This window comes from Pseudorhizobium halotolerans, from assembly GCF_902153235.2.
Classification (GTDB): domain Bacteria; phylum Pseudomonadota; class Alphaproteobacteria; order Rhizobiales; family Rhizobiaceae; genus Neorhizobium; species Neorhizobium flavum.
Window position 1 is genome coordinate 484151 of record NZ_CABFWE030000001.1, and the last position, 26148, is coordinate 510298.

Genomic DNA, 26148 nt, shown 5'->3' on the forward strand with positions numbered 1-26148 from the left:
GAACGATACCCGGACCCCTCTTCCATGACGTCTCTCATTCTCGCCTCGGCCAGCCCCTTTCGGCGCATGCTGCTGCAAAATGCCGGGCTTGCATTCGATGCTCACGCGGCAGCCATTGATGAGCGGGCCATTGAAGAGCGTCTGCAGGAGATACACGCCAGCCCGGAACATGTCGCTGTGGAGCTTGCAAAGGCAAAGGCGCTCGATGTCAGCCGCCAGTTCCCGGGAATGCTGGTCCTGGGTAGCGACCAGACGATGTCGCTCGGAGAGCGCGTTTTCCATAAACCCGCCGACCTTGACGAAGCCCGCAGCCACATCGCCACCCTTGCGGGAAAGACCCATAGGCTCAACAGCGGTATTGCGCTGGTTCAGGACGGAGTGGTTCTCTGGGAGCACGTCTCGAGCGCAGACATGACGGTTCGCCGCCTGAGCGAAGCGTTCATCGAACGTTACGTCGACCGATGCGGCGAGAAGCTCCTGTCGAGTGTCGGGGCATACCAACTCGAGGGGGAGGGTATTCATCTCTTTTCAGCAATCGACGGCGACTACTTCACAATCCTGGGGCTTCCCATGTTGCCACTCCTCGCAAAGCTGCGGAAACTTGGAGCCATCGATGGCTGATTCACGTGAAACGGGGATCACGGCCTTCGTCGCCGGCTGGCCCGTGAAGCATTCACGCTCGCCGCTTATCCATCGGCACTGGCTGAAGACCTTCGGCATTGACGGCGACTACCGGGTCGAGCCCGTAAAACCAGAAGACTTTCCGGCTTTCGTTGCAGAATTGAAATCCGGCGGTTCGATCTATGCAGGCGGAAACGTCACGATCCCCCACAAGGAGGCAGCCAGCGCGCTGGCGGACCACTGCGATACCGTCGCCGAGGAACTGGGAGCCGCCAATACGCTCTGGATGAAGGACGGACACCTCTGGGCAACCAATACCGATGTCCACGGCTTCGCTGCGAACCTAGATGAGCGCCATCCCGGATGGGACCGGGTCTCCAGGGCGGTCGTTCTCGGTGCAGGCGGCGCCAGCCGAGCTGTCATTCGAGCACTTCGCGATCGCGGTATCTCCGAAATCAACGTCGTCAACCGCACGCTCTCGCGGGCTGTCGAACTCGCAGATCGGTTTGGACCGACCATCCATGCCCATTCTATGGCGGCGCTATCGGAAGTTATTCAAGGCGCTGGTCTCTTTATCAACACGACGTCCCTCGGCATGGACGGACATGATGTTCCCCCGATCGACTTTTCAGCCATGTCGACTGGAGCACTTGTCACCGACATCGTCTACGTTCCGCTACAGACACCGATCCTGAAGCAGGCCGAAGCCCAGGGCCGGGCAACGGTAGACGGACTGGGAATGCTGCTTCATCAGGCTGTGCCTGGCTTTGAACGGTGGTTTGGGATCAGGCCTCAGGTCGACGAGACCTTGCGTTCACTGGTTATCGCCGACATGGAAAGGCAGCCATGATCGTCGTCGGCTTGACGGGCTCCATCGGAATGGGAAAGTCGACCACGGCGAGGATGTTTGCGGAAGCGGGAATCCCGGTCAACGACGCCGACGCTGTAGTTCATGATCTCTACCGGTCCGAGGCCGTCGCGCCGATCGGCGACGCCTTTCCGGGGAGTATCAGAAACGGTATGGTCGACAGGCAGGAGCTTGCTCGGCAACTCGCGGAGAATCCGGCTAAGTTCCGTAGTCTGGAGGCGATCGTCCATCCTCTTGTTCGCAGGCGGGAAGGCGAATTCGTGGAGGCCAATCGAGTAGCGGGCACCGAGATGGTCGTTCTCGACATCCCCTTGCTCTTCGAGGTCGGGGGTGAGGATCGAGTGGATGTCATCGTGGTCGTGACCTGTGATCCACAGATACAAAGGGCACGGGTTCTTGCGCGACCCGGCATGACCGAGGAAAAATTGAACATGATTCTGTCCCGGCAGATCCCGGATCAGGAAAAGCGCCGTCGAGCAGATTTCCTTATTGATACCGGAAGGGGATTGGAAGCAGCCCGGCAGCGCGTCGACGAAGTCATCGCAGCCCTGCAATCCGGAAAGAGAAGCGAGACAGCCAGTGCGTGAAATCATCTTCGATACGGAAACGACCGGTCTGGAAACCAAGTTCGACCGTATCATCGAGATCGGCGGGATCGAACTCATCAACAATTTCCCGACCGGAAGGTCGCTGCATCTCTACATCAACCCCGGTGATCGCAAGGTTCACCCGGACGCGCTGGCCGTCCATGGGATCACCGATGAATTCCTGAAGGACAAGCCGAGTTTCGCCGAGGTGGCAGAACAGATCCTCGAATTCTTCGAAGGCGCGAAGTGGATCGCCCACAACGCGAACTTCGACATGGGCTTCATCAACGCCGAGTTTGAACGCTTGAAGCTTCCGCCGGTGTCCATGGAGCATGTTGTCGATACGCTTGCACTCGCACGCCGCAAGCATCCGATGGGCCCCAACTCGCTGGATGCGCTCTGCCGTCGATACGGAATCGACAACGCGCACCGCACCAAGCACGGCGCACTGCTCGACTCAGAACTGCTTGCGGAAGTCTATATCGAGATGACCGGGGGCCGGCAGGCGGCGCTCGGCCTCGTCGGCATCGAAACCTCGGCGACGATCATTGAGATCGAGGAGCATGTGGTCGGGATCTCTGGTCGTCCCCGGCCGCTGCCGTCGCGCGTGAGTGCGGTCGAACTTGCGGCGCACCGTGCCCTCGTCGGTTCGCTCGGCGCAAAGGCAGTCTGGGCACGCTATGAATCAGAAAGCCCGGACATGGCAATCCGGGCTTCATGAATTAAGAACTTCAGCGCGATTAGCTATTGAGCGGCTGGACCTGCGACTTCGCGCGTTCGGCGGCCATGCGCTGGGCGAACATCTGGGCGAAATCGATGGGATCGATCATCAGCGGCGGGAAACCGCCATTGCGGGTCACGTCGGCGACAATCTGGCGAGCGAACGGGAAAAGCAGGCGCGGGCACTCGATGAAGAGAACCGGCAGCATGTGTTCCTGCGGGAAGCCGGCAACGCGGAAGACACCACCATAGACCAGTTCGGCCGCGAACACCACCTTGTCCCCGTCCTTGGCTTCCACGTTCAGTGACAGCACCACGTCGAAATCCGTCTCCGACAGCGGATTGGCGTTGACGTTGACATTGATGTTGATGGCGGGAGCCTTGTCGCGCGACTGAAGCGAGCGCGGTGCACCGGGGTTTTCGAAGGAAAGGTCTTTGGTGTACTGGGCCAGAATGTTGAGCGACGGGCTCTGAGTACCCTGTTCGTTTTCGGTTGCCATGGGTTTCCCTCGGATATTTGAACGGTTGCTGGCGTCTAGCACTTAGACCGGAGCCTTACAACCCTGGCCCCGGGAGCCATGCCAGAGGCTAATCCTCGCCCAGACGACGGTCAGACCAAGGCGACCCTGGCTTCGGCTCGCGGTGGAAATCCTCTTCGTCGAGGTCGACCACTCGTTCATCCCGCGCGGGATCCCTTCGACGGGTATAGGTACGCCGCTCGGTGTAGGATGCAGAGTCGACTACCACGAAACGACGACCGATGAATGACCAGAGCAAGCGACGGACCGCCGGGATGAAGAGGGCGATCCCGATGATGTCCGTTATGAATCCGGGGATGAGCAGCAGCACCGCAGCAACAACGATCATCGCGCCTTGCACGATCGCATCCCCGGGAACCCGCCCGCCGCGGCCTTCTTCCGTAAGCCTCCGGAGCATCTGCAGACCCTGAAGACGCAGGAGAATAAGCCCCACGAGGCCGGATAGCAGGACGAGGCCGAGCGTGCCCCAGACACCGACCATCTGGCCTACGACGACGAAGCCCGCAATTTCCGCGAGCGGCAACAGGAGGATGAGAATGCTGATGAAGGGTGTTCGCATCTACTCTCGATCTGCGCGGCGTCCGCTCGCGCCTTCGCTATTTGAATGATCCGGCCTTGCGGACTATATGAGAACTTGCAACAAGAATTTAAACGGCATTGCGGGACAAGATGGGCTCCAACGACTTCATAACCCTGTTTTTCCTCGTCGCTGCAGTCCTCATATTTCTGCAATTGCGGAGTGTGTTGGGCCGGCGGACGGGTAACGAGAAGCCGCCCTTTGATCCTTTCAGTGCGCGTGAGGCCGGCAAGGCACCGGCGAGCGATGACGGGAAGGTCGTGACACTGCCGCGCCGGGAGGTCTCCGACGAGGACCGTTTCGCAGAGATCGACGCGGTCGCCAAACCCGGTACCTCGGCCAATGACGGTCTGCGTCAACTGTTGGAAGCTGACCCATCCTTCCAGCCACGCGAGTTTCTCAACGGCGCACGTATGGCCTACGAAATGATCGTCATGGCCTTCGCTGACGGGGACCGGAAGAGCCTCAAGAACCTCCTCTCCAAGGAGGTTTACGAAGGCTTCGACGCCGCCATCTCCGACCGTGAGTCGCGCGGGGAAGTGGTCAAGTCGACCTTTGTCGGGATCGACAAGGCCGATATCACCCAAGCGAGCGTGCGGGGGAATGAGGAGCAGGTGACGGTTCGCATCGTCAGCCAGTTGATCTCCGCAACCTATGACAAGAGCGGTGCAGTCATTGATGGTGACCAGGAAGCTGTCGCGGAAGTCATAGACATCTGGACCTTTGCTCGCGACGTCCGCTCCCGGGATCCGAACTGGAAGCTTGTCGCGACCGAATCCGAGCAATGAACGAGGGCTCGTCGGGTTTTTCGCTTCGGCGGGTTGCCTTCTCTGATCTACCCCGGTGGAGCGAGGATCATCCCGGCCTGCTGCTGGAGGGTATCCGCCACTGCCTGATCCACATCCGCTCGGGCAAGTCCTACCGAACAGGAGACCTGGGGCTGTCATGCGACGACATCCTGCCTGTCTATGAAGCGGCTCTCCGTGCCGATCTTCTTGACGCCGGGTCTGCTCGGCAATTCTTCGAGCAGCATTTCGAACCGTTCAGGATCTGCCGCGACGACGGCTCGAAGGGTTTTGTCACCGCCTTCTACGAGCCTGAGGTTGAGGTTTCTGACACCCCGTCAAGCGAGTGGGCGTTTCCGTTTTACCGTCGCCCAATGGACTTGATCGATCTCGATGCCGCCAACCGGCCGGCGGGCATGGACGTTTCCTACCGGTTCGGCCGGTCCGCTTCCACAGGCATTGAGGAGTATGCCGACAGGCGTGCAATCGACCAAGGCTGCCTGAGCGGACAGGGATTGGAAATCGCGTGGGCGCGCTCCAAGGTCGATGTCTTCTTCGCCCATGTTCAGGGTGCTGCACGCTTGAAGTTCCGGGATGGCAGCATCAAGCGGATAACCTATGCGGCGAAGGCAGGCCATCCCTTCAGTGCCATCGGCAAGCTGCTGATCGAGCGTGGTGAAATCGATGCGGCAACGGTCTCCATGCAGACAATCCGCGCGTGGCTGGAAGCAAATCCGGATCGGGCGGACGAGGTGCTGTGGCACAATCGCTCCTACATTTTCTTCAGGGAAGCGGATGTTTCGGATGACCGGCTCGGTCCGATCGCAGCTGCGAAGGTGCCCCTCCTTCCAGGTCGCTCGCTTGCCGTCGACCGGCTCATTCACACTTTCGGATACCCATTCTTCATCCACGCGCCGTCACTGACCCATCTCGACGGTGGCCAGGCCTTCGCCCGGACCATGCTGGCGCTCGATACCGGCAGCGCTATTGTCGGACCGGCGCGAGGTGACATCTTCACAGGTTCCGGTGCCGTTGCAGGAGAACTGGCTGGAACCGTGCGAAACGAGGCGGACTTCTATATTCTCGTCCCCCGCTCCGCATCGGCGAGGATGGCTGGATGAGTAGCGGTCGAAGGCTCAGTCCGGAAGAGCGGATACTTTGGGGGAAGGTGGCAAAGTCGACGCGCGCCTTGCCCGGTCGACAGGCGGATGCTCGGGAATTCGCGGAGGAAATTGCTGCCATGCTGGCGGCGGAGGAGGCAGCGCTGGCGCAGCCGCTACCGGCGAAATCCCCGTCGGATGCCCGGGCAACCGACCATCGGGCGGCGGACGCTCCACGGCCGCCGCCGAGCCATCAACCACTGGAAAAGCCTGTCCATCGGAAGCTGGCGAAAGGGCGGTTGCCTATCGAAGCCCGGATCGATCTCCATGGGCTGTTTCAGGACGAGGCGCATGATCTCCTCCTCGATTTCCTCTATGGCGCCCATGATCGCGGCATGCGTCATGTGCTGGTGATCACCGGCAAGGGCAGTTCCCTCGGTAGCGAAGGGGCGCTGCGACGTGCGGTGCCCCTCTGGTTCTCCAAGCCGGAGTTTCGCTTCCTTATCTCCTCCTACGAGTGGGCGGCCCGTCACCATGGTGGCGAGGGGGCCCTCTACGTCCGGCTCAGCCGCCCGAGACGCCATCCATGACACCCTTCGCACAGGCCCTTCGCGAACTGCGCCGGCGCAGGGGCGTGACCCAGAGGGACCTTGCCGCTGCGATCGGGGTCTCGCCTGCCTATCTCTCGGCGCTGGAGCATGGCCGGAAGGGCAAGCCTAGTTTCGATCTTCTGCAGCGGATTGCCGGCTACTTCAACATCATCTGGGACGAAGCCGACGAACTCTTCATGACGGCAGAAGCCTCGCATCCGAGGGCTGTGCTGGATACCGCAGGTCTCCCGCCGCGCTACACCGCTTTTGCCAACCGTCTGGCGCGCGAGATTCGCGCACTGCCGTCGGATGTGATAGAGGCCATGGACAAACTGCTGGACCAGTCTCCGCCCAAGGGTTGATTGTTGCGGAATCCCCTGATTTCAGGCTTTTCCGGCATGGCATGAGCTTTAGAATCCGTCCCAAACTTCCTATATCTGGGGGTGGAAGCGCGGGTGATTCGCAGTGTCCTGCCCGCTGACGGACAATTGGAAAGATCTTTGATGACCGACACACCCGTGAACGAAACCGGCGCGAGTGCAGAATATGGCGCAGACTCCATCAAGGTCCTGAAGGGGCTGGATGCAGTTCGCAAGCGGCCTGGCATGTATATCGGCGACACGGACGACGGTTCCGGGCTCCATCACATGGTCTATGAGGTAGTGGACAATGCGATCGACGAGGCACTGGCGGGGCACGCCGATCTGGTAACGGTCACGCTCAATGCCGACGGTTCCGTTACGGTCACCGACAATGGTCGCGGCATTCCAACCGACATCCATACGGGTGAGGGGGTCTCCGCCGCTGAAGTCATCATGACGCAGTTGCATGCCGGGGGAAAGTTCGACCAGAACTCCTACAAGGTCTCCGGCGGTCTCCACGGCGTCGGCGTCTCGGTGGTGAACGCGCTGTCCGTCTGGCTCAAGCTTCGCATTCGCCGGAGCGGCAAGGTGCACGAATCTCCTTCACACATGGCGTGGCGGACGCGCCGCTGAAGGTCGTGGGAGACTATGAGGGTCGGTCCGGCACGGAGGTGACCTTCCTCGCCAGCCCCGAAACCTTCACGATGACCGAGTACGACTACAACACACTCGAACATCGTCTTAGGGAGCTTGCCTTCCTGAACTCCGGCGTCAGAATCCGGCTAACGGATCGGCGGAAGCCCGATGTTCGCGAAGAGGAGCTTGTCTATGACGGTGGCCTCGAAGCCTTCGTTCGCTATCTCGACCGCTCGAAGAAGCCACTCGTCGACAAGCCGGTGGCCATCCGCGGCGAGAAGGACGGTATCAGCGTGGAGGTGGCTCTCTGGTGGAACGACAGCTACCACGAGAATGTCCTCTGCTTCACCAACAACATTCCCCAGCGCGACGGCGGCACGCACATGGCCGGGTTCCGCGGTGCCCTGACGAGGCAGGTCACCTCCTATGCCGACACATCCGGCATCACCAAGAAGGAAAAGGTCTCGCTCACCGGCGAAGATTGCCGCGAGGGCCTGACTGCGGTCGTTTCCGTTAAGGTTCCCGATCCCAAGTTCTCGTCCCAGACCAAGGACAAGCTAGTCTCGTCCGAAGTCCGGCCGGTGGTTGAGAGCCTCGTCAATGAAGCACTCGGCACCTGGTTCGAGGAGCATCCGACAGAAGCCAAGGTACTTGTGGGCAAGGTAGTGGAGGCGGCCGTCGCCCGTGAGGCTGCGCGCAAGGCTCGCGAACTGACGCGTCGCAAGGGCGCGCTCGACATCGCCTCGCTTCCCGGCAAGCTTGCCGACTGCTCGGAAAAGGATCCTGCCAAATCTGAACTTTTTCTCGTCGAGGGCGACTCCGCCGGTGGCTCCGCCAAACAGGGCCGCTCGCGCGAAACCCAGGCGATCCTCCCGCTGCGCGGCAAGATCCTCAATGTCGAGCGCGCTCGCTTCGACAAGATGCTCTCCAGCCAGGAGATCGGCACGCTGATCACCGCGCTGGGTACCTCGATCGGCAAGGACGAGTTCAATGCCGAGAAGCTGCGCTACCACAAGATCATCATCATGACCGACGCCGACGTAGACGGCGCCCATATCCGTACGCTGCTACTCACCTTCTTCTTCCGTCAGATGCCGGACCTGATCGAGCGTGGCCACGTCTATATTGCCCAGCCGCCGCTCTACAAAGTGACCCGCGGCAAATCGGTACAATATCTCAAGGACCAGAAGGCGTTCGAGGAATACCTGATCAGCAGCGGCCTTGAGGATACGAGCCTGAGGCTCGCGTCCGGTGAGGTCCGCACGGGCCAAGACCTGCGCGAAGTGATCCATGACGCCATGCGACTGCGCAACCTCCTCGACGGGTTGCATTCGCGCTACAGTCGCGCCGTGGTCGAGCAGGCCGCCATCGCCGGCGCGCTGAACCCCGATCTGACAGACAATCCTGAACGCGCACAACAAACCGCGGATGAGGTTGCACGTCGCCTGGATGTCATCGCCGACGAGACCGAGCGTGGCTGGAGCGGCCATGTAACAGATGAGGGTGGCCTTCGTTTCGAGCGCATGGTGCGTGGCGTCAAGGAAGTTGCGGTGCTGGATGTGGCGCTGATCGGCTCGGCGGACGCCCGTCACATCGACCAGATGACGCCGCGCCTCAACGAGATCTATGCAACGCCCCCGATCCTCCGTCGCAAGGAGGAAGAGACCGAGATGTCGGGCGCGCTGGCGCTGCTCGAAGCGATCTTCGCCGCCGGTCGCAAGGGCATCTCGATGCAACGCTACAAGGGGCTGGGCGAAATGAACGCCGAGCAGCTCTGGGAAACCACGCTGGACCCGAATGTCCGCTCCCTGCTGCAGGTCAAAGTCAACGACGCAACCGATGCCGACGGGCTCTTCTCCCGCTTGATGGGCGATGAGGTGGAGCCACGCCGCGAGTTCATTCAGGACAACGCGCTGAGCGTTGCGAACCTCGATATCTGAGAAGATGCTGTTTCACGTGAATCGCCGCTTGCGCTGATTCACGTGAAACTATTCTTGCCCGACGAAGCGTCCTTCGAACGCCACTTCCGAGAGCGGCTTGCGCTGGCTCTGGACCTCCCGCTCACGCAGGTCGTCTGGAAGCGTCTCCTTCGCAGCGAGCCGCCCGATCGCGCAGGCAGCCTCCACCCGATAGCCATCGGGTATGCTGAGAACCCGCACTGCCTTCTCGCGGTCCATGCCTTCCATCCCATGGGCGTGGTAGCCGAGCTTCATTGACTGGCACGCGATTGAGAACCACGCCGAACCGGTATCGAACGAATGGGTGTATGCCAGCTTTCGCTCGCCATCCTTGGAAATCCGGTAGGTGCGTGAGACAAAGATGATCAATGCCGATGCGTTCTGCGCCCAGCGCTGGTTTCCCGGTGACAGGATATCCAGGAGCACAGGCCAGCTGGCTGTCTCCCGCAAGGCATAGATGAAGCGCCAGGGTTGATTGTTGCCGGAAGAGGGCGCCCAGTGACCTGCATCCAGAATGGTCAGCAAGCCATCCCGGCTCATCGCTTCGCCGGTGAAGGCGCGTGGTGACCAGCGGTCGAGAAAGAAGGCATCCACCGGGTGTTCGGACTGACGGTTGTTGCTTTGGGTCATGGGCGCCGGCTCCGCTGCAAATGACGATCTTAGAAACATAGGGTGAGCGGCGGGCAACACAACGCAGACTGTGGGCAAGGGGGATGACAATGAGCCTGCCATCCTCCATAAGGCAGTTGTCAGACAAGTGGAGGCATATCCGTGAAACTCATGCGTGTTGGTCAGCCGGGCCAGGAAAAGCCGGCAATCCTCGATGCGACCGGCAAGGTCAGGGACCTGTCGCAGCATGTCGCCGACATCAGTGGTGCGGCCATCTCGCCGGAGGGTCTTGCCAGGATCGCAGCTCTCGACCTGCAGAACCTGCCCGAGTTGCAGGTTGACCGTATCGGCGCGTGCGTTGCCGGCACCGGCAAGTTCATCTGCATCGGCCTGAATTTCTCCGACCACGCTGCCGAGACAGGCGCCGCCGTGCCGCCGGAGCCCGTCATCTTCATGAAGGCCACCTCCGCCATCTGCGGCCCCAATGATGATGTCATCATCCCCCGCGGCTCGGAGAAGACCGATTGGGAAGTGGAGCTCGGCGTCGTCATCGGCAAGACCGCCAAATATGTCAGCGAAGCCGAGGCCATGGAGTATGTGGCCGGCTACTGCGTCTCGCACGATGTATCGGAGCGCGGCTTCCAGACGGAGCGCGCTGGTCAGTGGACCAAGGGCAAGTCCTGCGACACCTTTGGTCCGATCGGCCCGTGGCTGGTCACGAGGGACGAGATCGCTGACCCGCAGAACCTCGGCATGTGGCTGAAGGTCAACGGCGAGACCATGCAGAACGGCTCGTCGAAGACCATGGTCTATGGCGTGGCATTTGTCGTCTCCTATCTCAGCCAGTTCATGTCACTGCAGCCCGGTGATGTCATCTCCACCGGCACGCCGCCGGGCGTGGGCATGGGCATGAAGCCGCCGCGCTACCTGAAGGCCGGCGACGTCGTCGAACTTGGGATCGAGGGGCTGGGTACGCAGCGCCAGACCTTCGTGGCAGATCGTTAACCAGCCGAACGGACGGAACCTTAAGGCGCTTCATGCCATTCTTGATGCCAGGCCTTCGCGCCTGGCATCTTAATTGGTTAATGAATGGTCCCGCCTGATGTTGCACTGCAATCCAAACATGGTAGCCTCTCCCATTGCTCCCGAAGCAGCCGGTCGGCTCCGACCGCCGGTGCCGGTAGCCACGAAAGGCGGCGCATCGATGATCTACCAGTTTTACGAGATGAACCACGCGGCGGTCGCACCTTTCCGTGCCGCTGCCGACGCCATGAGGCTGTTCCACACCAACCCGCTCAATCCGCTCTCCTATACGGCCATGGGGCGGAGCATGGCGGCTGGCCTCGAGCTTTTCGAGCGGGTGACGCGCCGCTACGGCAAGCCGGAATTTGGTCTGCCGACCACTGTCATTGATGGGACTACTGTCCGCGTCACCGAGGACATTGTCTGGTCTAAGCCGTTCTGCAACCTGATCCATTTCCGCCGGGACCTCCCAGCCGGTCGTGCACCTGACCAGAAGCTCCTTCTCGTGGCCCCGATGTCGGGCCACTACGCGACATTGCTGCGCGGCACGGTTGAGACGCTGCTCCCCAACGCCGAGATCTATATCACGGACTGGATCGATGCGCGTGTGGTGCCGGTGACGGACGGTCGCTTCGACCTTGATGACTACATCGATTACCTGATCGAGATGGTCCATCACATCGGCCCGAATACGCATGTGATCGGCGTTTGTCAGCCATCTGTCCCCGTCCTGGCTGCGGTTGCTCTGATGGAGTCGGCTAAGGATCCGCTGGCGCCAGCCTCCATGATTCTCATGGGCGGACCGATCGACACGCGCAAGAACCCGACGGCGGTGAACCAACTGGCCCAGGAGAAGCCGCTCGAATGGTTCCGCGACAATGTCATCATGAACGTCCCGTGGCCGCATGCGGGGTTCATGCGTCCGGTCTATCCGGGCTTCCTGCAGCTTTCGGGCTTCATGTACATGAACCTCGACCGCCATATTACGGCACACAAGGAATTCTACGAGCATCTGATCAAGAACGATGGTGACTCGGCCGAGAGACACCGCGATTTCTACGACGAGTACCTGGCGGTCATGGACCTCACCGAGGAATTCTATCTGCAGACGGTCGACACGGTCTTCATCAAACACGCCCTGCCTGAAGGCAAGATGATGCATCGCGACCGCCTCGTCGACACGAAGGCGATCCGCAATGTCGCGCTGTTGACGGTGGAAGGGGAAAACGACGATATCTCCGGCCTCGGCCAGACCCAGGCTGCGCATAAGATCTCGCCGAACATCCCCGATCATATGCGGATGCATTACATGCAGCCCGACGTCGGCCACTACGGCGTCTTCAACGGCTCGCGCTTCCGTCGCGAGATTGCCCCGCGGATTCTGGAGTTCACTGCACGCCACGCCCGTGGTGATGAGCGCCCCAACCCGGTGAAGCGCGTCATCAAGGGTGGCAAGGCGGGATGAATTCCCGCCGCTAATTCAGGTGGTTCTTGAAAACCGGATAGGTTCTTCTTGAAGCGGCCCGGCCGACTCCCCAAATCGATTCCGACGGGCTGGCATGTGGCTGCCCGCGGAAACGAAGGGTATGTCATCGATGAACCAGTCAGCATTGATCCGTCCGGATTGGACGCCGGCCACCATCGCATTGATGGTGCTGGGCTTCGTCGTCTTCTGGCCGCTCGGCCTTGCCATGCTCGCCTATATCCTCTTCGGCGAACGGCTCCAGGGCTTCAAGCGCGATGCCAACCGCAAGGCAGATGGCATGTTTGCCGGCTGCCGCCGGGCCAAGTCGCGCTACAACACGCATTTCTCCACGGGAAATGTTGCCTTCGACGATTGGCGCAAGGCCGAACTTGATCGCATCGAGGAAGAGCGCCGCAAGCTCGACGAGATGCGGGAGGAGTTCGACAGCTATATGCGCGAATTGCGCCGTGCCAAGGATCAGGAGGAGTTCGACCGCTTCATGCGCGAGCGCAAGAACCGCTCCACCGGCCAGGGCGACGTTGTAGATCTCTGAGGATTCACGTGAAACATCGGACCGGCGCCGTCAGGCGCCGGTTTTTCTGTCTCTGCGTTTCCGCGAATCGGCTAGATAAATCCTATGTTCGCGCTCCTCAAGAAACCGGTCCGTCCGCGCCGCAAGCCCTTGGCTCCGGAGACGCGAACGCTTGAGGTCGGCAGCCGCGCCATGCCGCTCACAATCCGGGAACATCCGCGCTCGACCCGTATCACCCTTCGGATCGAGCCGGGCGCGCGTGGGCTCAGCCTGACAGTTCCCGTCGGCCTGCGTCGGTCCGAGATCGACGATTTCCTTGATCGCCATCAGGGCTGGCTCCTCACCCGGCTCGCTCGCTTTCCGCAGTCCGAGCCGTATCTTCGTCCGGGCTCCGGCATCATGCTGCGCGGCGTGCGCCACGATATCGAACACACGGGCAGCCTGCGCGGCGTGACGGAGGCTGTCCTTCGTGAGGGGAGGGCGGTTCTGCGTATCAGCGGCATGGAGGAACATACCGGTCGGCGCATCGCAACCTTTCTGAAAAAGGAAGCTCGTCGCGATCTCGAAGCAGCGGTCCGGCTGCATGCGCAGGGCGTGCGGAAGCCGGTCAGGTCGATCGCCATGAAGGACACCCGATCCCGCTGGGGCTCCTGTTCATGGGACGGCAATCTGAGCTTCTCCTGGCGCATCGTCATGGCACCACCTTTTGTCATCGATTACCTCGCTGCCCACGAGGTCGCTCATCTGGACCAGATGAACCATGGGCCGGAGTTCTGGGCGCTTTGCCGTCGTCTCTGCCCGCGCACTGACGAGGCCAAGGCCTGGCTGAAGCGCCACGGCTCGCAACTCCACGCAATCGATTTCGGCTGATCTGCGAGCGTCGAACATCGACGAGCAACGGAGAAGCGCTTTTATCTCGACTCCGCCATGATTTCATGCGAACTCGCAGGGCATGAAGCCGGACATCAAGATTTGCGGGTTGAAGACGTCAGAGGCCGTCGACCGGGCGCTCGCACGCGGTGCGACCCATATCGGTTTTATCTTCTTCCCCAAGAGCCCCCGCCATGTCGATCCCGAGATCGCTGCCGAACTGGCCGAGCCGGTGCGCGGCCGGGTAAAGATCGTCGCGGTTACGGTGGATGCAAGCGACGAGGAGCTGGACGACATCGTCCACCTGCTGAAACCGGACGTCCTCCAAATGCACGGCCATGAGACGCCGGAGCGCATCCTTCAGGTCAAGGCGCTGTACGGGATACCTGTAATGAAGGCCTTCTCTGTTCGCGAAGCCTCCGACCTCGAGCGCATCGACCCCTATGTCGGTGTCGCCGACCGGTTCCTGTTCGATGCAAAGGCCCCCGCCGGGTCAGAACTGCCCGGTGGCAACGGCGTGTCATTCGACTGGAACATCATGGCCTCGCTTGACGCAAGCGTCGATTACATGCTTTCCGGGGGCCTGAACAAAGACAATGTCGGTTTTGCGCTCGCCTCCACCCGGGCCCGCGGAATTGATGTGTCCTCCGGCGTCGAAAGCGCGCCGGGCATCAAGGACATCGTCATGATCGACGCCTTCTTTGACGCTATCGCAGAGGCCCGCTCCGTCGGAGCCTGAGGGAGTAGAGAGTGAATCAGACGCCGAAACCCAATTCCTTCCGCTCCGGGCCCGATGAGGATGGCCGCTTCGGCATCTTTGGCGGCCGGTTCGTCGCCGAGACCCTCATGCCTCTGATCCTCGACCTGCAAGCCGAATGGGAAAAGGCGAAGACCGATCCGGAATTCCAGGCAGAGCTCCAGCATCTCAACACACACTATACGGGTCGTCCGAGCCCGCTCTATTTTGCGGAGCGCCTGACGGCCGAACTCGGCGGCGCCAAGATCTACTTCAAGCGCGACGAATTGAACCACACCGGGTCTCACAAGATCAACAACTGCCTCGGCCAGATCCTGCTCGCGCGCCGCATGGGCAAGACCCGCATCATCGCGGAAACCGGCGCCGGCCAGCACGGGGTCGCCTCGGCCACCGTCGCCGCCAGATTCGGCCTGCCCTGCGTGGTCTACATGGGTGCCACCGACGTCGAGCGTCAGGCACCGAACGTGTTTCGCATGAAGCTTCTGGGCGCCGAAGTCAGGCCGGTTACGGCCGGCCACGGCACGCTGAAGGATGCGATGAACGAGGCCCTGCGCGACTGGGTCACCAATGTCGACGACACCTATTACCTGATCGGCACGGCTGCAGGCCCGCATCCGTATCCGGAACTGGTTCGCGAATTCCAGTCGGTGATCGGCAAGGAAACCCGCGAACAAATGATGGCGGCGGAAGGCCGCCTGCCGGACATGCTGGTGGCGGCCGTTGGTGGTGGCTCCAACGCCATTGGTCTCTTCCATCCGTTTCTCGATGATGAGTCCGTCAAGATCGTCGGTGTCGAAGCAGGCGGCAAGGGTCTGGATGGCGAGGAGCACTGTGCCTCGCTGACAGCCGGCTCGCCGGGCGTCCTGCACGGCAACCGCACCTATCTACTGCAGGACGGTGATGGGCAGATCAAGGAGGGCCACTCCATCTCGGCCGGCCTCGATTATCCGGGCATCGGCCCCGAGCATTCCTGGTTGAAGGATATGGGCCGCGTCGAATACGTCCCGATCATGGATGACGAGGCGCTTGCCGCCTTTCAGATGCTGACCCGCACCGAAGGCATCATCCCGGCACTGGAGCCGAGCCATGCGCTCGCGGAAGTCATCAAGCGCGCGCCGAAGATGGACAAGGACCAGATCATTGTGATGAACCTCTGCGGCCGGGGCGACAAGGACATCTTCACCGTCGGCAAGATTCTCGGAATGGGCCTCTGACATGACCGCACGCATGGACAAGAAATTCGCTGACCTGAAGGCCGAGGGCCGCCCGGCGCTCGTCACCTATTTCATGGGCGGCGATCCGGACTATGATACGTCGCTCGCGATCATGAAGGCGCTGCCGGCGGCCGGCGCCGACGTGATCGAACTCGGCGCGCCATTCTCCGATCCGATGGCCGATGGCCCGGCGATCCAGCTGGCCGGCCAGCGGGCGCTGAAGAATGGCCATTCGCTGAAGAAAACGCTGCAGATGGCCCGCGATTTCCGCAAAGACGACAATACGACGCCGATCGTCATCATGGGCTACTACAATCCCATCTACATCTACGGTGTCGACCGCTTTCTGGAGGACGCGCTGGCGGCGGGTGTTGACGGCTTGATCGTCGTCGACCTGCCGGCCGAGATGGACGACGAGCTCTGCATCCCGGCGCGCAAGAAGGACATCAACTTCATTCGCCTGACGACACCGACCACCGACGACCGGCGCCTTCCCAAGGTGCTGACCAACACCTCCGGCTTCGTCTACTATGTCTCGATGACCGGGATTACCGGCTCTGCCCTGCCTGATCCGTCAAAGATTGCAGGTGCCGTCCAGCGCATCAAGAAGTCGACCGACCTGCCGGTCTGCGTCGGATTCGGCGTAAAGACAGCCGAGCATGCGCGGCTGATCGGTGCCTCGGCGGATGGCGTCGTGGTCGGTACGGCGATCGTCAACCAGGTCGCCACGTCGCTCGACAAGGATGGCCGGGCCAGTGCCGACACGGTGGAATCGGTCACGACTTTCGTTCGAGGCTTGGCAACCGGCGTGCGGTCAGCGCGACTTGTAGCCGCCGAATAGTTTCCCACATAGGGCGCAGTTTATCAGGAGTAACCCACGTGAACTGGATCACCAACTACGTCCGGCCGCGGATCAATTCCATGCTTGGCCGCCGTGAGGTTCCGGACAACCTCTGGATCAAGTGCCCGGAAACGGGTGAGATGGTCTTCCACAAGGACCTGGAAGAGAACAAGTGGGTGATCCCCGCTTCCGGCTATCACATGAAGATGCCGGCCAAGGCGCGCCTGACGGATCTCTTCGATGGCGGCGTCTTCGAATCGCTTCCCCAGCCCAAGGTTGCCCAGGATCCGCTGAAGTTCCGCGACTCAAAGAAGTACATCGACCGTCTGAAGGACAGCCGCCTGAAGACCGAGCAGGAGGACACGATCCTCGCCGGCCTCGGCCAGGTGCGCGGCGTGAAGCTCGTCGCGGTGGTTCACGAGTTCAACTTCATCGGCGGTTCGCTCGGCATGGCAGCGGGCGAGGCGATTGTGAAGGCGTGCGAGCGTGCAGTCGCTGAAAAATGCCCTCTAGTGATCTTCCCGGCCTCCGGCGGCGCCCGCATGCAGGAAGGCATCCTGTCGCTGATGCAGCTGCCGCGGACCACAGTCGCGGTCGACATGCTGAAGGAAGCCGGCCTGCCTTACATAGTCGTGCTGACCAACCCCACCACCGGTGGCGTCACTGCATCCTACGCCATGCTTGGCGACATCCATATTGCCGAGCCGGGTGCCGAAATCGGCTTTGCCGGCAAGCGCGTCATCGAGCAGACGCTCCGCGAAAAGCTGCCGGAGGGCTTCCAGACGGCGGAATACCTGCTGGAGCACGGCATGGTAGACATGGTCGTCAACCGCCATGATCTGCCGGATACGCTTGCCACGCTTCTGAAGATCCTGATGAAGGCGCCCGCAGCCAACGATGATTCGGCTGAAGTCCTGGTGCTTGCCCCCGTGGCAGCGAGCGCCTGAGTCGATAGAGACGCTGGATCGGCGGGATGAGTGCAATGAATATTCCCGCCGTCAGCGCGGCCGAGCAAGAGATCGAGAAGCTGATGACCCTTCACCCGAAGGGTTTCGACCTGTCGCTGGACAGGATCAGGCGGCTTCTGGAGGTGCTGGAAAACCCCCACCGCAAGCTGCCGCCGGTGATCCATATCGCCGGTACGAACGGCAAGGGCTCTGCAACGGCCTTCTGCTCCGCCCTCCTGGAGGCGGCTGGTCTTGCCGTCCATGTCCACACCTCTCCGCACCTCGTCAACTGGCATGAGCGCTATCGAATCGGCGTCAAGGGCGGCCGGTCGCAAATCGTGGAAGACGAGATGTTTGCCGAAGCCCTGCAGCGGGTGGCGGCCGCCAATGCCGGCCAGACCATCACCGTTTTTGAGATTCTGACCGCGGTGACCTTCCTGCTCTTCTCCGAGCAACCGGCCGATGCCGTCATTCTCGAAGTTGGTCTCGGCGGTCGCTTCGACGCCACCAACCTCGTCGAGAGACCGGCGGTTTCGGTGATCATGCCCATCTCTCTCGATCATCAACCCTATCTGGGAGACCGGGTCGAACTCATCGCTGCGGAGAAGGCCGGCATCATGAAGCGCGGCTGTCCGGTCGTGATCGGCAAACAGGAATACAGCCCGGCGCTGGACGTGCTGGTCGAGAGCGCCGAACGGCTTTCCTGTCCCATGGCTGTCTACGGGCAGGACTTCTCAGCCCACGAAGAGTTCGGTCGCCTGATCTACCAGGATGAGTTTGGTCTCGCCGACCTGCCGCTGCCGCGGCTTCCGGGGCGTCATCAGATCGCCAATGCAGCCGCCGCCATTCGCGCGGTGAAGGCAGCGGGTTTTGTACTCACGGATGCGATGATCGAGAAGGCCATGGCAACCGTCGAGTGGCCGGGCCGCCTGCAAAGGCTCACAGAGGGCCGGCTCCTGGAACTGGCGCCGAAGGATGCGGAAATCTGGGTTGATGGTGGCCATAACCCCGGTGCCGGCGAGGTCATCGCCGAGGCGATGGCAGGACTCGAGGAGCGGCGGGCGCGCCCCCTCTATCTCGTCACCGGCATGATCAACACCAAGGATCCCGTCGGCTATTTCCGTGCCTTCGCCGATATTGCCGAGCATGTCTTCACCGTTCCGATCCGTGGCTCCGATGCCGGCCTCGATCCGGTGGCGCTCGCTGAATCTGCCTTTGATGCGGGATTGGTGGCAGAGCCTGCCGGATCGGTAGCAGAGGCATTGGCAGAAATCGTGCGCCGCCAGCTGCCGGAGGCGGTACCGCCACGAATCCTAATCGGTGGCTCGCTCTATCTGGTCGGCAATGTCCTTGCCGACAACGGCACTCCGCCAAAATGAAGAAAGCCCGGCGAGACGGCCGGGCTTTCTTCATTTTGAACCGATTTCCCTGCCTCAAGCGGCGCCGGAGATCCAGGCGGAGAGAGCAGTCTTTGGAGCGGCGCCAACCTTGATGTCAGCCACTTCGCCACCCTTGAACATGGCGAGGGTCGGGATGGAGCGGACGCCGAATTTCGCGGCAAGCTCCGGGTTCTCGTCGATGTTGAGCTTGGCGACTTTCACCTTGCCGGCCATCTCGTTAGAGATTTCCTCAAGGCTCGGACCGATCATCTTGCACGGGCCGCACCACTCTGCCCAAAAGTCCACCACCACGGGTTGGGTCGAGTCCAGAACCTCGGCCTGGAAATTGCTGTTGTCGACTTTCACGGTCGCCATAGGGCTCTCCTTGTGAAGAATGTGTTGCGCACAATGTGAGGCTGCGGCCGCCTCTTTTCAATACTGCTATCTCACTTTGGCCGAAGCTCGGCAAGCGAACGGTCGAGGATCTCCGGCGACAGCGACACCACGCCGCCCGTCTCCGTATAAGCGAGGACACAGCGAAAACGGTGCCTTGGATAGAGCGGCCGCAGGATCTCGCGGTAGAGGGCGAGCTGTGCCCGATGGACGAGGGGCACATCCTCTTCGCGATCCGGCGGCTTCCGGTTCGTCTTGTAGTCGAGGACCGTAACCTCGTCGTCATCAACGGCCATCCGGTCGATGCGGCCCGAGATGGCATAGTCCTGCCCGCCCAGGCGGAGCGTCCCCATGATCGATACCTCCGCCTGGCTGTGGCCCAAAAAGACAGGCTGGAGATCACGATGCTCGATCACCGAAAGCACGCAGTGAACCAAGGTCTCGCGCTCCGCCGACGGCCAGAAACGCGCCGCCCGCTCCGCATAGCGCCTTGCCGCCTCGGCCCGCTCGCCGACCGGAAAATCCGGAAGAACCTGAAGCATGCGGTGTACCAGCCGACCTTTCTGGAGAGACAGGCCATCTGCGGTCCTTTCCCCGAAGAGCGGCGATGCCGTCAGAAGATCGTCTGCCTCGTCTTCGACCATGGTGCCGGCGCCGGACGGGCTGAGTGGGCGTGGAAGCGAGACCTGTGGCGGAAGGGCACGGCCGAGTGCCGCCGGCAGAGGCTGAGCCTGATCCGGGTGTTCCTTCGCATCATCCGCACGCTTGGCGGTATAGACCCCTGCCGGAAGGCGCCAGCGGAAGCCGCCCCATTCCCCCTCCGGGCCGGAAAAGCGAGCGGCGCTGCAATGCTGCGGGTGGCCGCAGAGGGCGTTCGCGATCATGCTGTTCCAGGTGTCGGGATTGGCGTTCTTGCCGCGATAACCGCATACGATCAGCCGGTCTGCAGCTCTCGTCATGCCGACATAGAGTAGCCGCCGATACTCCTCCTCGGTCGCCTGCCTCAGCCGTTCGTCATCGGCACTCGTCAAGGAATTGGCGAGCGTCTTTGTCGGTACCCATGCCGGAACTTCCAGCCCATCCTGCGGCAGAAGGCGCAGTTTCGGCACATGCGAGGAAATGAAGGCCTTTGACCCGCTGTCCACTAGGAAGACGATCGGCGCCTCCAGACCCTTGGAGGCATGCACGGTCATAATCCGTACCTCGTTACGGCCGCTGTCCTGCTCGCGCTTGATCTCCGGTGATTCGATCTCCAGCGTCGAAACGAAGGACTGGAGGCCTGGCAGACCCTTGCCTTCGTGATCGAGGGCGAAAGTCAGGAACTCGTCCAGGATATCGCCCGCTTCTGTGCCCAGTCTCCCCAAGAACTGGCGACGCCCCCCCATTTGCCCGAGAACCCGGGCATAGAGATCGTGGGGGCTCATCTGCCGTGACATCGACAGGAGCTGCTTCAGTTTCTCTTTCACCGTTGCGAACCGCAGCGGCTGCTCGTCTGCAAGTCGGCACAGATGCTGCCAGACGCCGCTTCCCTCCGGCCGCAGTGCTGCCACTTCGAAAAGGTCTTCTTCCGACAGGTTGAACAGCGGGCTCTTGAGGAGGGCTGACAGCGACAGGTCGTCCTGGGGCAGCACCAGGAAACGTCCGAGCGACAGGAGGTCCTGGACCGCAATGTGACTGGTGAGGCGAAGTCGGTCGGCACCGGCGACAGGAATATTCCCGCGCCGCTTGAGGGCCCGGGTAAGGGCGTTCACGAAGGCGTCGCGCTTGCGCACCAGGACGAGCACGTCTCCCGGCTCGATCGGTCGCTCGATGCTCTTCTCGATGATGGTCTCGCGTCCAATCATCTCTCCGATCGAATGGGCGATGCGCGACGCCAGGATCGCCGATGGCGCCTTGTCGGGCGTCGCATCGAATGGTGCCGTCCAGTCCTCGCCGGCATCGGCCACCTCCGGCACCACCACGTCCCACAGGTCGACGGCACCCGGATGCCCAATCCTGTTCGAGCGGTGGACGATAGCCTCATCCTCGAACGTCAGTCCACGTGCGTTCTCGGGCAGCGAGAAGACCTGATCCACCGCCGACAGGACATCGGCGGTGGATCGGAAGGACAGCGGCAGCCGCACCGGATGGAAGAGTTGACCGCTCGCTTCCACATCCTCGCGTGTGCGGGTACGCTCCGCCGCGAAGCGTTCCGGCTTTGCGCCCTGGAAGGAATAGATGGACTGTTTCTCGTCTCCGACGGCAAAGATCGTCCGTCTCGTCGTCCGGGCACTGCTGCCGGAATAGAAATCCTCGGCCAGCGACTTGATGACCTCCCATTGTACGGGACTGGTGTCCTGTGCCTCATCCACGAGGATGTGGTCGATCCCCTGGTCGAGCTTGTAGTGCACCCAGGCCCCGACGCCGTCCCGGGTCAGAAGATCTGCTGTTCGCGCTATGAGGTCTTCGAAGTCGAGCAGGCTGCGCTGCTTCTTCAGATCCTCGTAGTCGTCGTTCAGCCGTTCGGCAAGCACGAGCGCGGCAGCCGTTGCCCTTGCCATGCGCATGACGCGTAGCCGATCGCGGCAGGTGAGAACGTGGTTGCGGGCGAGATCGACGGCGCTGGCGAGCGCGGGCGCTGCGTCGAGCATCTTCTTCGCCAACAGCGAACTGTCTGCCTTCGGCTTGCCGACGCTGGTTAGAAACAGACCCTCAAGAATCTGGACGCGCCGATGCGCATCGCTCTCCGTTTGGCAGAGGCGCAGGCCGTAGGCGACCTCCTGCACCTTTGAGCCGCCCTTCTCGTCCGCAAGCTGCAAATATGTGGCCAATGTCCCTCCCGAAAGGCCGGGAAGCGGCCAATAGCTTTCGGCGACGGAGGCTTCCGTTGCGGCTTCTGGCAGGCCGAAGGCCTGCCGCAGGAGGAGATCGACGCCTCCTTGCCGGGCTGAATGGGCGAGAAACTGCCGGATCGCCGTGCGGCGTGCGACAATTTCGCCGAGCAGATTCTCCAGCCCGAACTCATCGCCGAGATCCAGCACATGAGCAAAGGCTTCGGCCAGCACCGGATCATCTTCCGCCGATGTTGCGGTCAGCAGTGAACGACGCGCCTCGGCAAGGAGGGCCGATGCAGCACGATCATCCAAGACGGAGAAATGCCCTGCCACATTCGCCTCCAGCGGAAACTGGTGGAGGAGCGCCTCGCAGAATGCATGGATCGTCTGGATCTTCAAGCCGCCCGGTGTCTCAAGCGCCCTAGCAAACAGACGCCGGGCCTCCGCAAACTTCAGCGCATCCGGCTCGGCACCCTCGATCGAGGCGATCCGCTGCTTCAGGTCGCCGTCATCGAGGACGGCCCATTCGGCCAGCCGCTGGAAGACGCGGTTCGACATCTCCGAGGCGGCCGCCTTGGTATATGTGAGGCAGAGGATGGAGGACGGGCGGCATCCCGAAAGCAGCAGCCGGATCACCCGCTGCGTCAGCACATGCGTTTTTCCGGATCCGGCATTCGCCGAGACCCAGGCGGAACTCGCAGGATCGGAGGCGAGCGACTGTCGTGTCGCCGTCCAGTCCAGCCAGTCGCGCGGATCGTCCCCCCGGGGCAGGGCGTCATTCATCGGCCTCGACCTCCTCGGCATCGGCGGTCGACCATTCGGCGACACGGGCGAGATGGTCGTAATCGCCGCCAAAGTCGCTCTGCATGAAGGGTACGAGCCGTGACGCAAAGCCCGTCCTGCCGCTCCGCAGATGCGTCACGAACTTCGTCAACTGCTCGATCGACTCTTCGGCAAGGTCCATGGCCGACTTGCCGTCCTTCTTGGCTTCGTTGTTGACGCATTCCGGCTTGAAACGGTCGCCCGGCTTCAGTCGGACGTAAAGAAGCTCGTCGACGTCAACCGATCCGACGGATTTGAAGGCACCGGCGCGTAGCGCGGCCGCCTCCAGCGCCAGTTGCGGGTCGAGAAGCGAACGCGCCTGCGAGCAGGTTGGGCTCGATCCGGTCTTGTAGTCGATAATGGTGGCAAGGTTCGAGCCTTTGATATCGATCCGGTCGGCGATACCCGTTAGCCGGACGTCCAGGCCAGGAATGTCCCAGCCGGCGCCGCATTCGGTGGCGGTCGTCCGGATGTCGGGCGCGCGGCGTGCCTCCCATTCCAGGAAGGCACGGCCGACCTCCCCGAAACGAGGCCGCCAGACCCGGTCGATATGCGGCGGCAGGCGTTCGGCGTCGAAGAGTTCATCAGTGATCCGGCGCATTGCCTCCAGAGATGCTGGTGTGCCGGCGACGTGCTTTTCCCTTGTATAGCGGTCGATGATGGCGTGATAGAGCGTGCCGCGGTCGGCTGCGCCGGGATCGGCGTTGAACGGCGCGACCGGATCAAGCCTCAGGATTCGGCGGGCATAGATCGCATAAGGGTCTCGTCGCAACCGACCGACTTCGCTGAAGGAGTAGCGCATTGGCTGCAGGTCTGCCGGCGGTTTCGGCGCAGGGCGTTTTGCCGGCGCCTGGTTCTCGCCGGCATCAATCTCACTCGCCCAACGCCGGTACTGATCGCCACGCGTTCGGAGCTGCCGCGCGAGGTCCTCCCCTCCGAGCGCCAGCAGTCGCTGCAGCCACCGCGAGGCAACGGTTGGCGTGGAACCCCGTCGAAGCGAGCGCGAGTAGATCAACTGCCGCGTTCCGCTGGCCATGACGAAGTCATGCGCCAGTTGCCCGATCCGCCGCTCCGGCGGCTCCAATCCCATTTGCGTTTTCATTGTCCGCGAGAGGAAGGGGTTGTTGACGGTCTGCCCCGGCCACGAGCCTTCGTTCATTCCCCCGAGGATCATCGTGTCCACGCTCTGCAGCCGGGCTTCCAGAGTGCCGAAGATGAACACCCGCGGATGGCTCAGCGAACGCGGCTTGACGGCCTCGCCCGTCGTCAGCGCCTGCATGATGTCGATCCATTGCGGCCCATCCGCCTCCATTTGCCCGTCGGTATCGATCACCTCGCCGAGAAGGGAGGTGAGCCGCTCTCCCGCTTCCCCCGACCAGAGGGAGGAGAGGTCCCCTCCTTCATCGGCGCAGATGGCTTCCAGCGCCCGTCCGGTGCGGGTTGCCCAATCGGAAAGGGTCAGTTTGGAGGTTAACCCGCGCCCATCAGCCCGACGTGCGAACAGCGCGCCAGCAAGCGGTTCAACGGCTTTACCCAGTCGCTGTGCCAGGTCGAGGGCTGCGGCGAAGGCCATGTCGGGGAGGGTGGAACGCCATGCCGGCGGATGGCGATCCTCGCGCTGTGCCTCCCGCTGCTCCTCGAGCAAGGGTGCAAGCGCCGAGATGTCCAAGTCCCCCCGACCACCCCTCAAGGCGATGAGCTCAAGCGCTTCCGCCGCCTCACGAAGCGTTTCCCTCTCCATCCCGAGGCGCATTAGCGGATGCTTCAGGAGCGAGGTTATCGCCACTGGATCGCCGGGCCGCAGCGTTGCCTCCAGGAGAAGCTGGAGCAAGGTGCCCTGCGGCGTGGCGGAAAGGGGTGTGCCTGCCGTGTCGTCGGCCGTGATCCCGAAGCGCGCAAGCTCCGCCGTCACCCGCCGCGCAAGTGCGCGGTCGGGCGTGATCAGCGCCGCTTGTGACTCACGCCCCCCTTGTCCCGGCTGTTCAAGTGCGAGACGGAGTGCAATGGCGATCGCGACCGCCTCTTCCCGCTCGTTCCCCGCCTCGATGAGGGCGACATCCCTGAAGGCATCCTCAAGATGGTGGGGGCTCGTCTCGGTGCGCCAGATGCTCCATTCGTCCGTTGCAGCCGACGGAGCAAGTGCTTGCGAAAGGGCTTGGTTGCGAAAATCGAGATCGGCCGATGGTGGCTCAAGCACGGTCACCTCGTCACGATCGACGCCGAGCTTGAGGAGCAGGCGGGATAGTGCGAACTGCGGATGACTGCGGCTTGCGGGCTCTATCCGTCCCGACGGGGCTTCGCTGCTGATCGCCTGCCAATGGTCGGAGGGCATGGCGCAATCCAGGCCGGGCAGGACGACCACCCCTTCCGGGAGGCCTGCGATTGCGGCAATGAGATCCGCGGCGGCCGGGATGGAGCCAGTCGATCCCGCGACGATAACCGGCCCCTTGTGCTGGCGCTCGCCAATCCGTCGTGCTTCGCCGCGCAGGAGGGCCGCTTGGTGGCGGGCGGGTGAGGAGCGGCGCAGCTCCTGAAGCCGCCCGGGCCAGAACTCGCTGGCGATGCGAAGAAACTCGGCGGTAAGCTGCCACCAGATTGCAAGGTCGTCCGTCCGGAGATTATCCAGCTCCGCCCAATTCCGTTCCTCAGTCTCGACGGAATCGATCAGTTCGGCCAGCGATCGCGCAAGCCAGATGGCATCCGCCGGACTAGCCGGCGCAATCAGCGGCGAATCGGAATGGATGTCGATGACCACCTGCGGCAGCCTGTTGCGCCAGGCGAGGATCAACCGGCCGAGTTCCAGAAGCCGTGCCACCCCGCCGATCGGCGTCGCGAGGTCCATCTCTTCAGGTGCAGCGAGATCGAAATAGCCGCTGTCGTCCTCGGTCTCGCCAAGCGGACGGATCACGGGAAGAATGGCGGAACCTCCACCCAGAAGGTCCACGAATTCCGAGCGTAGAACGCGTGCCGCGCGTCGCGTCGGGACGAAAATGGTGACATTGGAGAGCGACAACGGGTCCCGTGGGTCGTGACAGAAGCCCCCATGCAATCTACCGTCACAAAGTGCTGCGGCGACTGTCCTCAGGAACGGCGTGCCCGAGGGGATGGTGAATACCCGCTTGTGACGGCGGCCCTCCATG

Annotated in this window: 23 protein-coding genes and 1 pseudogene; 18 read left to right on the forward strand and 6 right to left on the reverse strand. The window is 62.2% G+C overall.

Annotation, left to right across the window (positions count from 1 at the left end):
* Positions 1-24 precede the first annotated feature (24 nt).
* Genes FN060_RS02260 through dnaQ form a run of 4 tightly spaced genes read left to right on the forward strand, consistent with a single transcriptional unit; the run spans position 25 to position 2797 of the window.
* On the forward strand, positions 25-621 hold the full coding sequence (locus tag FN060_RS02260) for a Maf-like protein (RefSeq protein ID WP_142586692.1): 597 nt from the start codon (positions 25-27) through the stop codon (positions 619-621).
* Positions 614-1471 carry a shikimate dehydrogenase gene (locus FN060_RS02265; RefSeq protein ID WP_142586693.1) on the forward strand — a complete coding sequence of 286 codons (858 nt, stop codon included), beginning with the start codon at positions 614-616 and terminating at the stop codon, positions 1469-1471. Before FN060_RS02260 ends, FN060_RS02265 begins: the two co-directional genes overlap by 8 nt.
* Positions 1468-2076: a dephospho-CoA kinase gene (gene coaE, locus FN060_RS02270; RefSeq protein WP_142586694.1), complete on the forward strand. Its 609-nt coding sequence runs from the start codon at positions 1468-1470 to the stop codon at positions 2074-2076. The genes FN060_RS02265 and coaE overlap by 4 nt, the downstream gene beginning before the upstream one ends.
* Complete coding sequence (gene dnaQ, locus FN060_RS02275; RefSeq protein WP_142586695.1) at positions 2069-2797, forward strand: DNA polymerase III subunit epsilon; 729 nt, start codon at positions 2069-2071, stop codon at positions 2795-2797. Before coaE ends, dnaQ begins: the two co-directional genes overlap by 8 nt.
* A gap of 19 nt (positions 2798-2816) precedes the next feature.
* Here the strand turns inward: dnaQ and secB are convergent, their stop codons facing one another.
* Positions 2817-3296 carry a protein-export chaperone SecB gene (gene secB, locus FN060_RS02280; protein WP_142586696.1) on the reverse strand — a complete coding sequence of 160 codons (480 nt, stop codon included), beginning with the start codon at positions 3294-3296 and terminating at the stop codon, positions 2817-2819.
* 88 nt (positions 3297-3384) lie between these two features.
* The gene (locus FN060_RS02285; protein WP_142586697.1) at positions 3385-3894 is read right to left on the reverse strand and encodes an FxsA family protein; all 510 of its coding nucleotides are present in this window, start codon (positions 3892-3894) and stop codon (positions 3385-3387) included.
* Positions 3895-4004: 110 nt separating this feature from the next.
* Between FN060_RS02285 and FN060_RS02290 the strand changes: the two genes are divergently transcribed.
* The 5 genes and pseudogenes from FN060_RS02290 (at position 4005) to gyrB (ending at position 9325) form a co-directional block, all read left to right on the forward strand.
* The gene (locus FN060_RS02290; RefSeq protein WP_142586766.1) at positions 4005-4700 is read left to right on the forward strand and encodes a Tim44/TimA family putative adaptor protein; all 696 of its coding nucleotides are present in this window, start codon (positions 4005-4007) and stop codon (positions 4698-4700) included.
* Positions 4697-5818 (forward strand): murein transglycosylase A, encoded by a 1122-nt coding sequence (gene mltA / locus FN060_RS02295; protein ID WP_142586698.1) that lies wholly within the window; start codon positions 4697-4699, stop codon positions 5816-5818. The genes FN060_RS02290 and mltA overlap by 4 nt, the downstream gene beginning before the upstream one ends.
* The gene (locus FN060_RS02300; RefSeq protein ID WP_142586699.1) at positions 5815-6387 is read left to right on the forward strand and encodes a Smr/MutS family protein; all 573 of its coding nucleotides are present in this window, start codon (positions 5815-5817) and stop codon (positions 6385-6387) included. Before mltA ends, FN060_RS02300 begins: the two co-directional genes overlap by 4 nt.
* Complete coding sequence (locus FN060_RS02305) at positions 6384-6749, forward strand: helix-turn-helix domain-containing protein (RefSeq protein ID WP_142586700.1); 366 nt, start codon at positions 6384-6386, stop codon at positions 6747-6749. The genes FN060_RS02300 and FN060_RS02305 overlap by 4 nt, the downstream gene beginning before the upstream one ends.
* Before the next feature lie 141 nt (positions 6750-6890).
* Positions 6891-9325: pseudogene (gene gyrB, locus FN060_RS02310) on the forward strand (DNA topoisomerase (ATP-hydrolyzing) subunit B).
* A 48-nt stretch (positions 9326-9373) separates the two neighbouring features.
* Here the strand turns inward: gyrB and FN060_RS02315 are convergent.
* Positions 9374-9973 carry a nitroreductase family protein gene (locus tag FN060_RS02315; protein WP_142586701.1) on the reverse strand — a complete coding sequence of 200 codons (600 nt, stop codon included), beginning with the start codon at positions 9971-9973 and terminating at the stop codon, positions 9374-9376.
* 141 nt (positions 9974-10114) lie between these two features.
* On the opposite strand from FN060_RS02315, the gene FN060_RS02320 reads away from it, so the two are divergent.
* The 9 genes from FN060_RS02320 (at position 10115) to FN060_RS02360 (ending at position 18980) form a co-directional block, all read left to right on the forward strand.
* Positions 10115-10957, forward strand: coding sequence for a fumarylacetoacetate hydrolase family protein (locus FN060_RS02320; RefSeq protein ID WP_142586702.1), 843 nt, complete (start codon positions 10115-10117; stop codon positions 10955-10957).
* A 199-nt stretch (positions 10958-11156) separates the two neighbouring features.
* On the forward strand, positions 11157-12440 hold the full coding sequence (locus tag FN060_RS02325) for a polyhydroxyalkanoate depolymerase (protein ID WP_077548751.1): 1284 nt from the start codon (positions 11157-11159) through the stop codon (positions 12438-12440).
* Positions 12441-12570: 130 nt separating this feature from the next.
* Positions 12571-12993 (forward strand): DUF2852 domain-containing protein, encoded by a 423-nt coding sequence (locus FN060_RS02330; RefSeq protein ID WP_077548997.1) that lies wholly within the window; start codon positions 12571-12573, stop codon positions 12991-12993.
* An 84-nt stretch (positions 12994-13077) separates the two neighbouring features.
* Complete coding sequence (locus FN060_RS02335) at positions 13078-13842, forward strand: M48 family metallopeptidase (RefSeq protein ID WP_077548750.1); 765 nt, start codon at positions 13078-13080, stop codon at positions 13840-13842.
* A gap of 82 nt (positions 13843-13924) precedes the next feature.
* Positions 13925-14581 carry a phosphoribosylanthranilate isomerase gene (locus FN060_RS02340; protein ID WP_142586703.1) on the forward strand — a complete coding sequence of 219 codons (657 nt, stop codon included), beginning with the start codon at positions 13925-13927 and terminating at the stop codon, positions 14579-14581.
* Positions 14582-14592: 11 nt separating this feature from the next.
* Positions 14593-15813, forward strand: coding sequence for a tryptophan synthase subunit beta (trpB, locus tag FN060_RS02345; protein ID WP_052640847.1), 1221 nt, complete (start codon positions 14593-14595; stop codon positions 15811-15813).
* A gap of 1 nt (position 15814) precedes the next feature.
* A complete protein-coding gene (trpA, locus tag FN060_RS02350; RefSeq protein WP_142586704.1) occupies positions 15815-16654 on the forward strand; it encodes a tryptophan synthase subunit alpha in 840 nt (279 codons plus the stop codon).
* A gap of 38 nt (positions 16655-16692) precedes the next feature.
* Positions 16693-17601 (forward strand): acetyl-CoA carboxylase, carboxyltransferase subunit beta, encoded by a 909-nt coding sequence (gene accD / locus FN060_RS02355; RefSeq protein ID WP_142586705.1) that lies wholly within the window; start codon positions 16693-16695, stop codon positions 17599-17601.
* A gap of 26 nt (positions 17602-17627) precedes the next feature.
* On the forward strand, positions 17628-18980 hold the full coding sequence (locus tag FN060_RS02360; RefSeq protein ID WP_244665666.1) for a bifunctional folylpolyglutamate synthase/dihydrofolate synthase: 1353 nt from the start codon (positions 17628-17630) through the stop codon (positions 18978-18980).
* A gap of 54 nt (positions 18981-19034) precedes the next feature.
* Here the strand turns inward: FN060_RS02360 and trxA are convergent, their stop codons facing one another.
* The 3 genes from trxA to addB form a co-directional block, all read right to left on the reverse strand.
* Complete coding sequence (trxA, locus tag FN060_RS02365) at positions 19035-19355, reverse strand: thioredoxin (RefSeq protein WP_052640853.1); 321 nt, start codon at positions 19353-19355, stop codon at positions 19035-19037.
* 71 nt (positions 19356-19426) lie between these two features.
* Positions 19427-22969, reverse strand: coding sequence for a double-strand break repair helicase AddA (gene addA, locus FN060_RS02370; protein ID WP_142586706.1), 3543 nt, complete (start codon positions 22967-22969; stop codon positions 19427-19429).
* Positions 22962-26147 carry a double-strand break repair protein AddB gene (gene addB, locus FN060_RS02375; RefSeq protein WP_142586707.1) on the reverse strand — a complete coding sequence of 1062 codons (3186 nt, stop codon included), beginning with the start codon at positions 26145-26147 and terminating at the stop codon, positions 22962-22964. Before addB ends, addA begins: the two co-directional genes overlap by 8 nt.
* Position 26148: the final 1 nt, after the last annotated feature.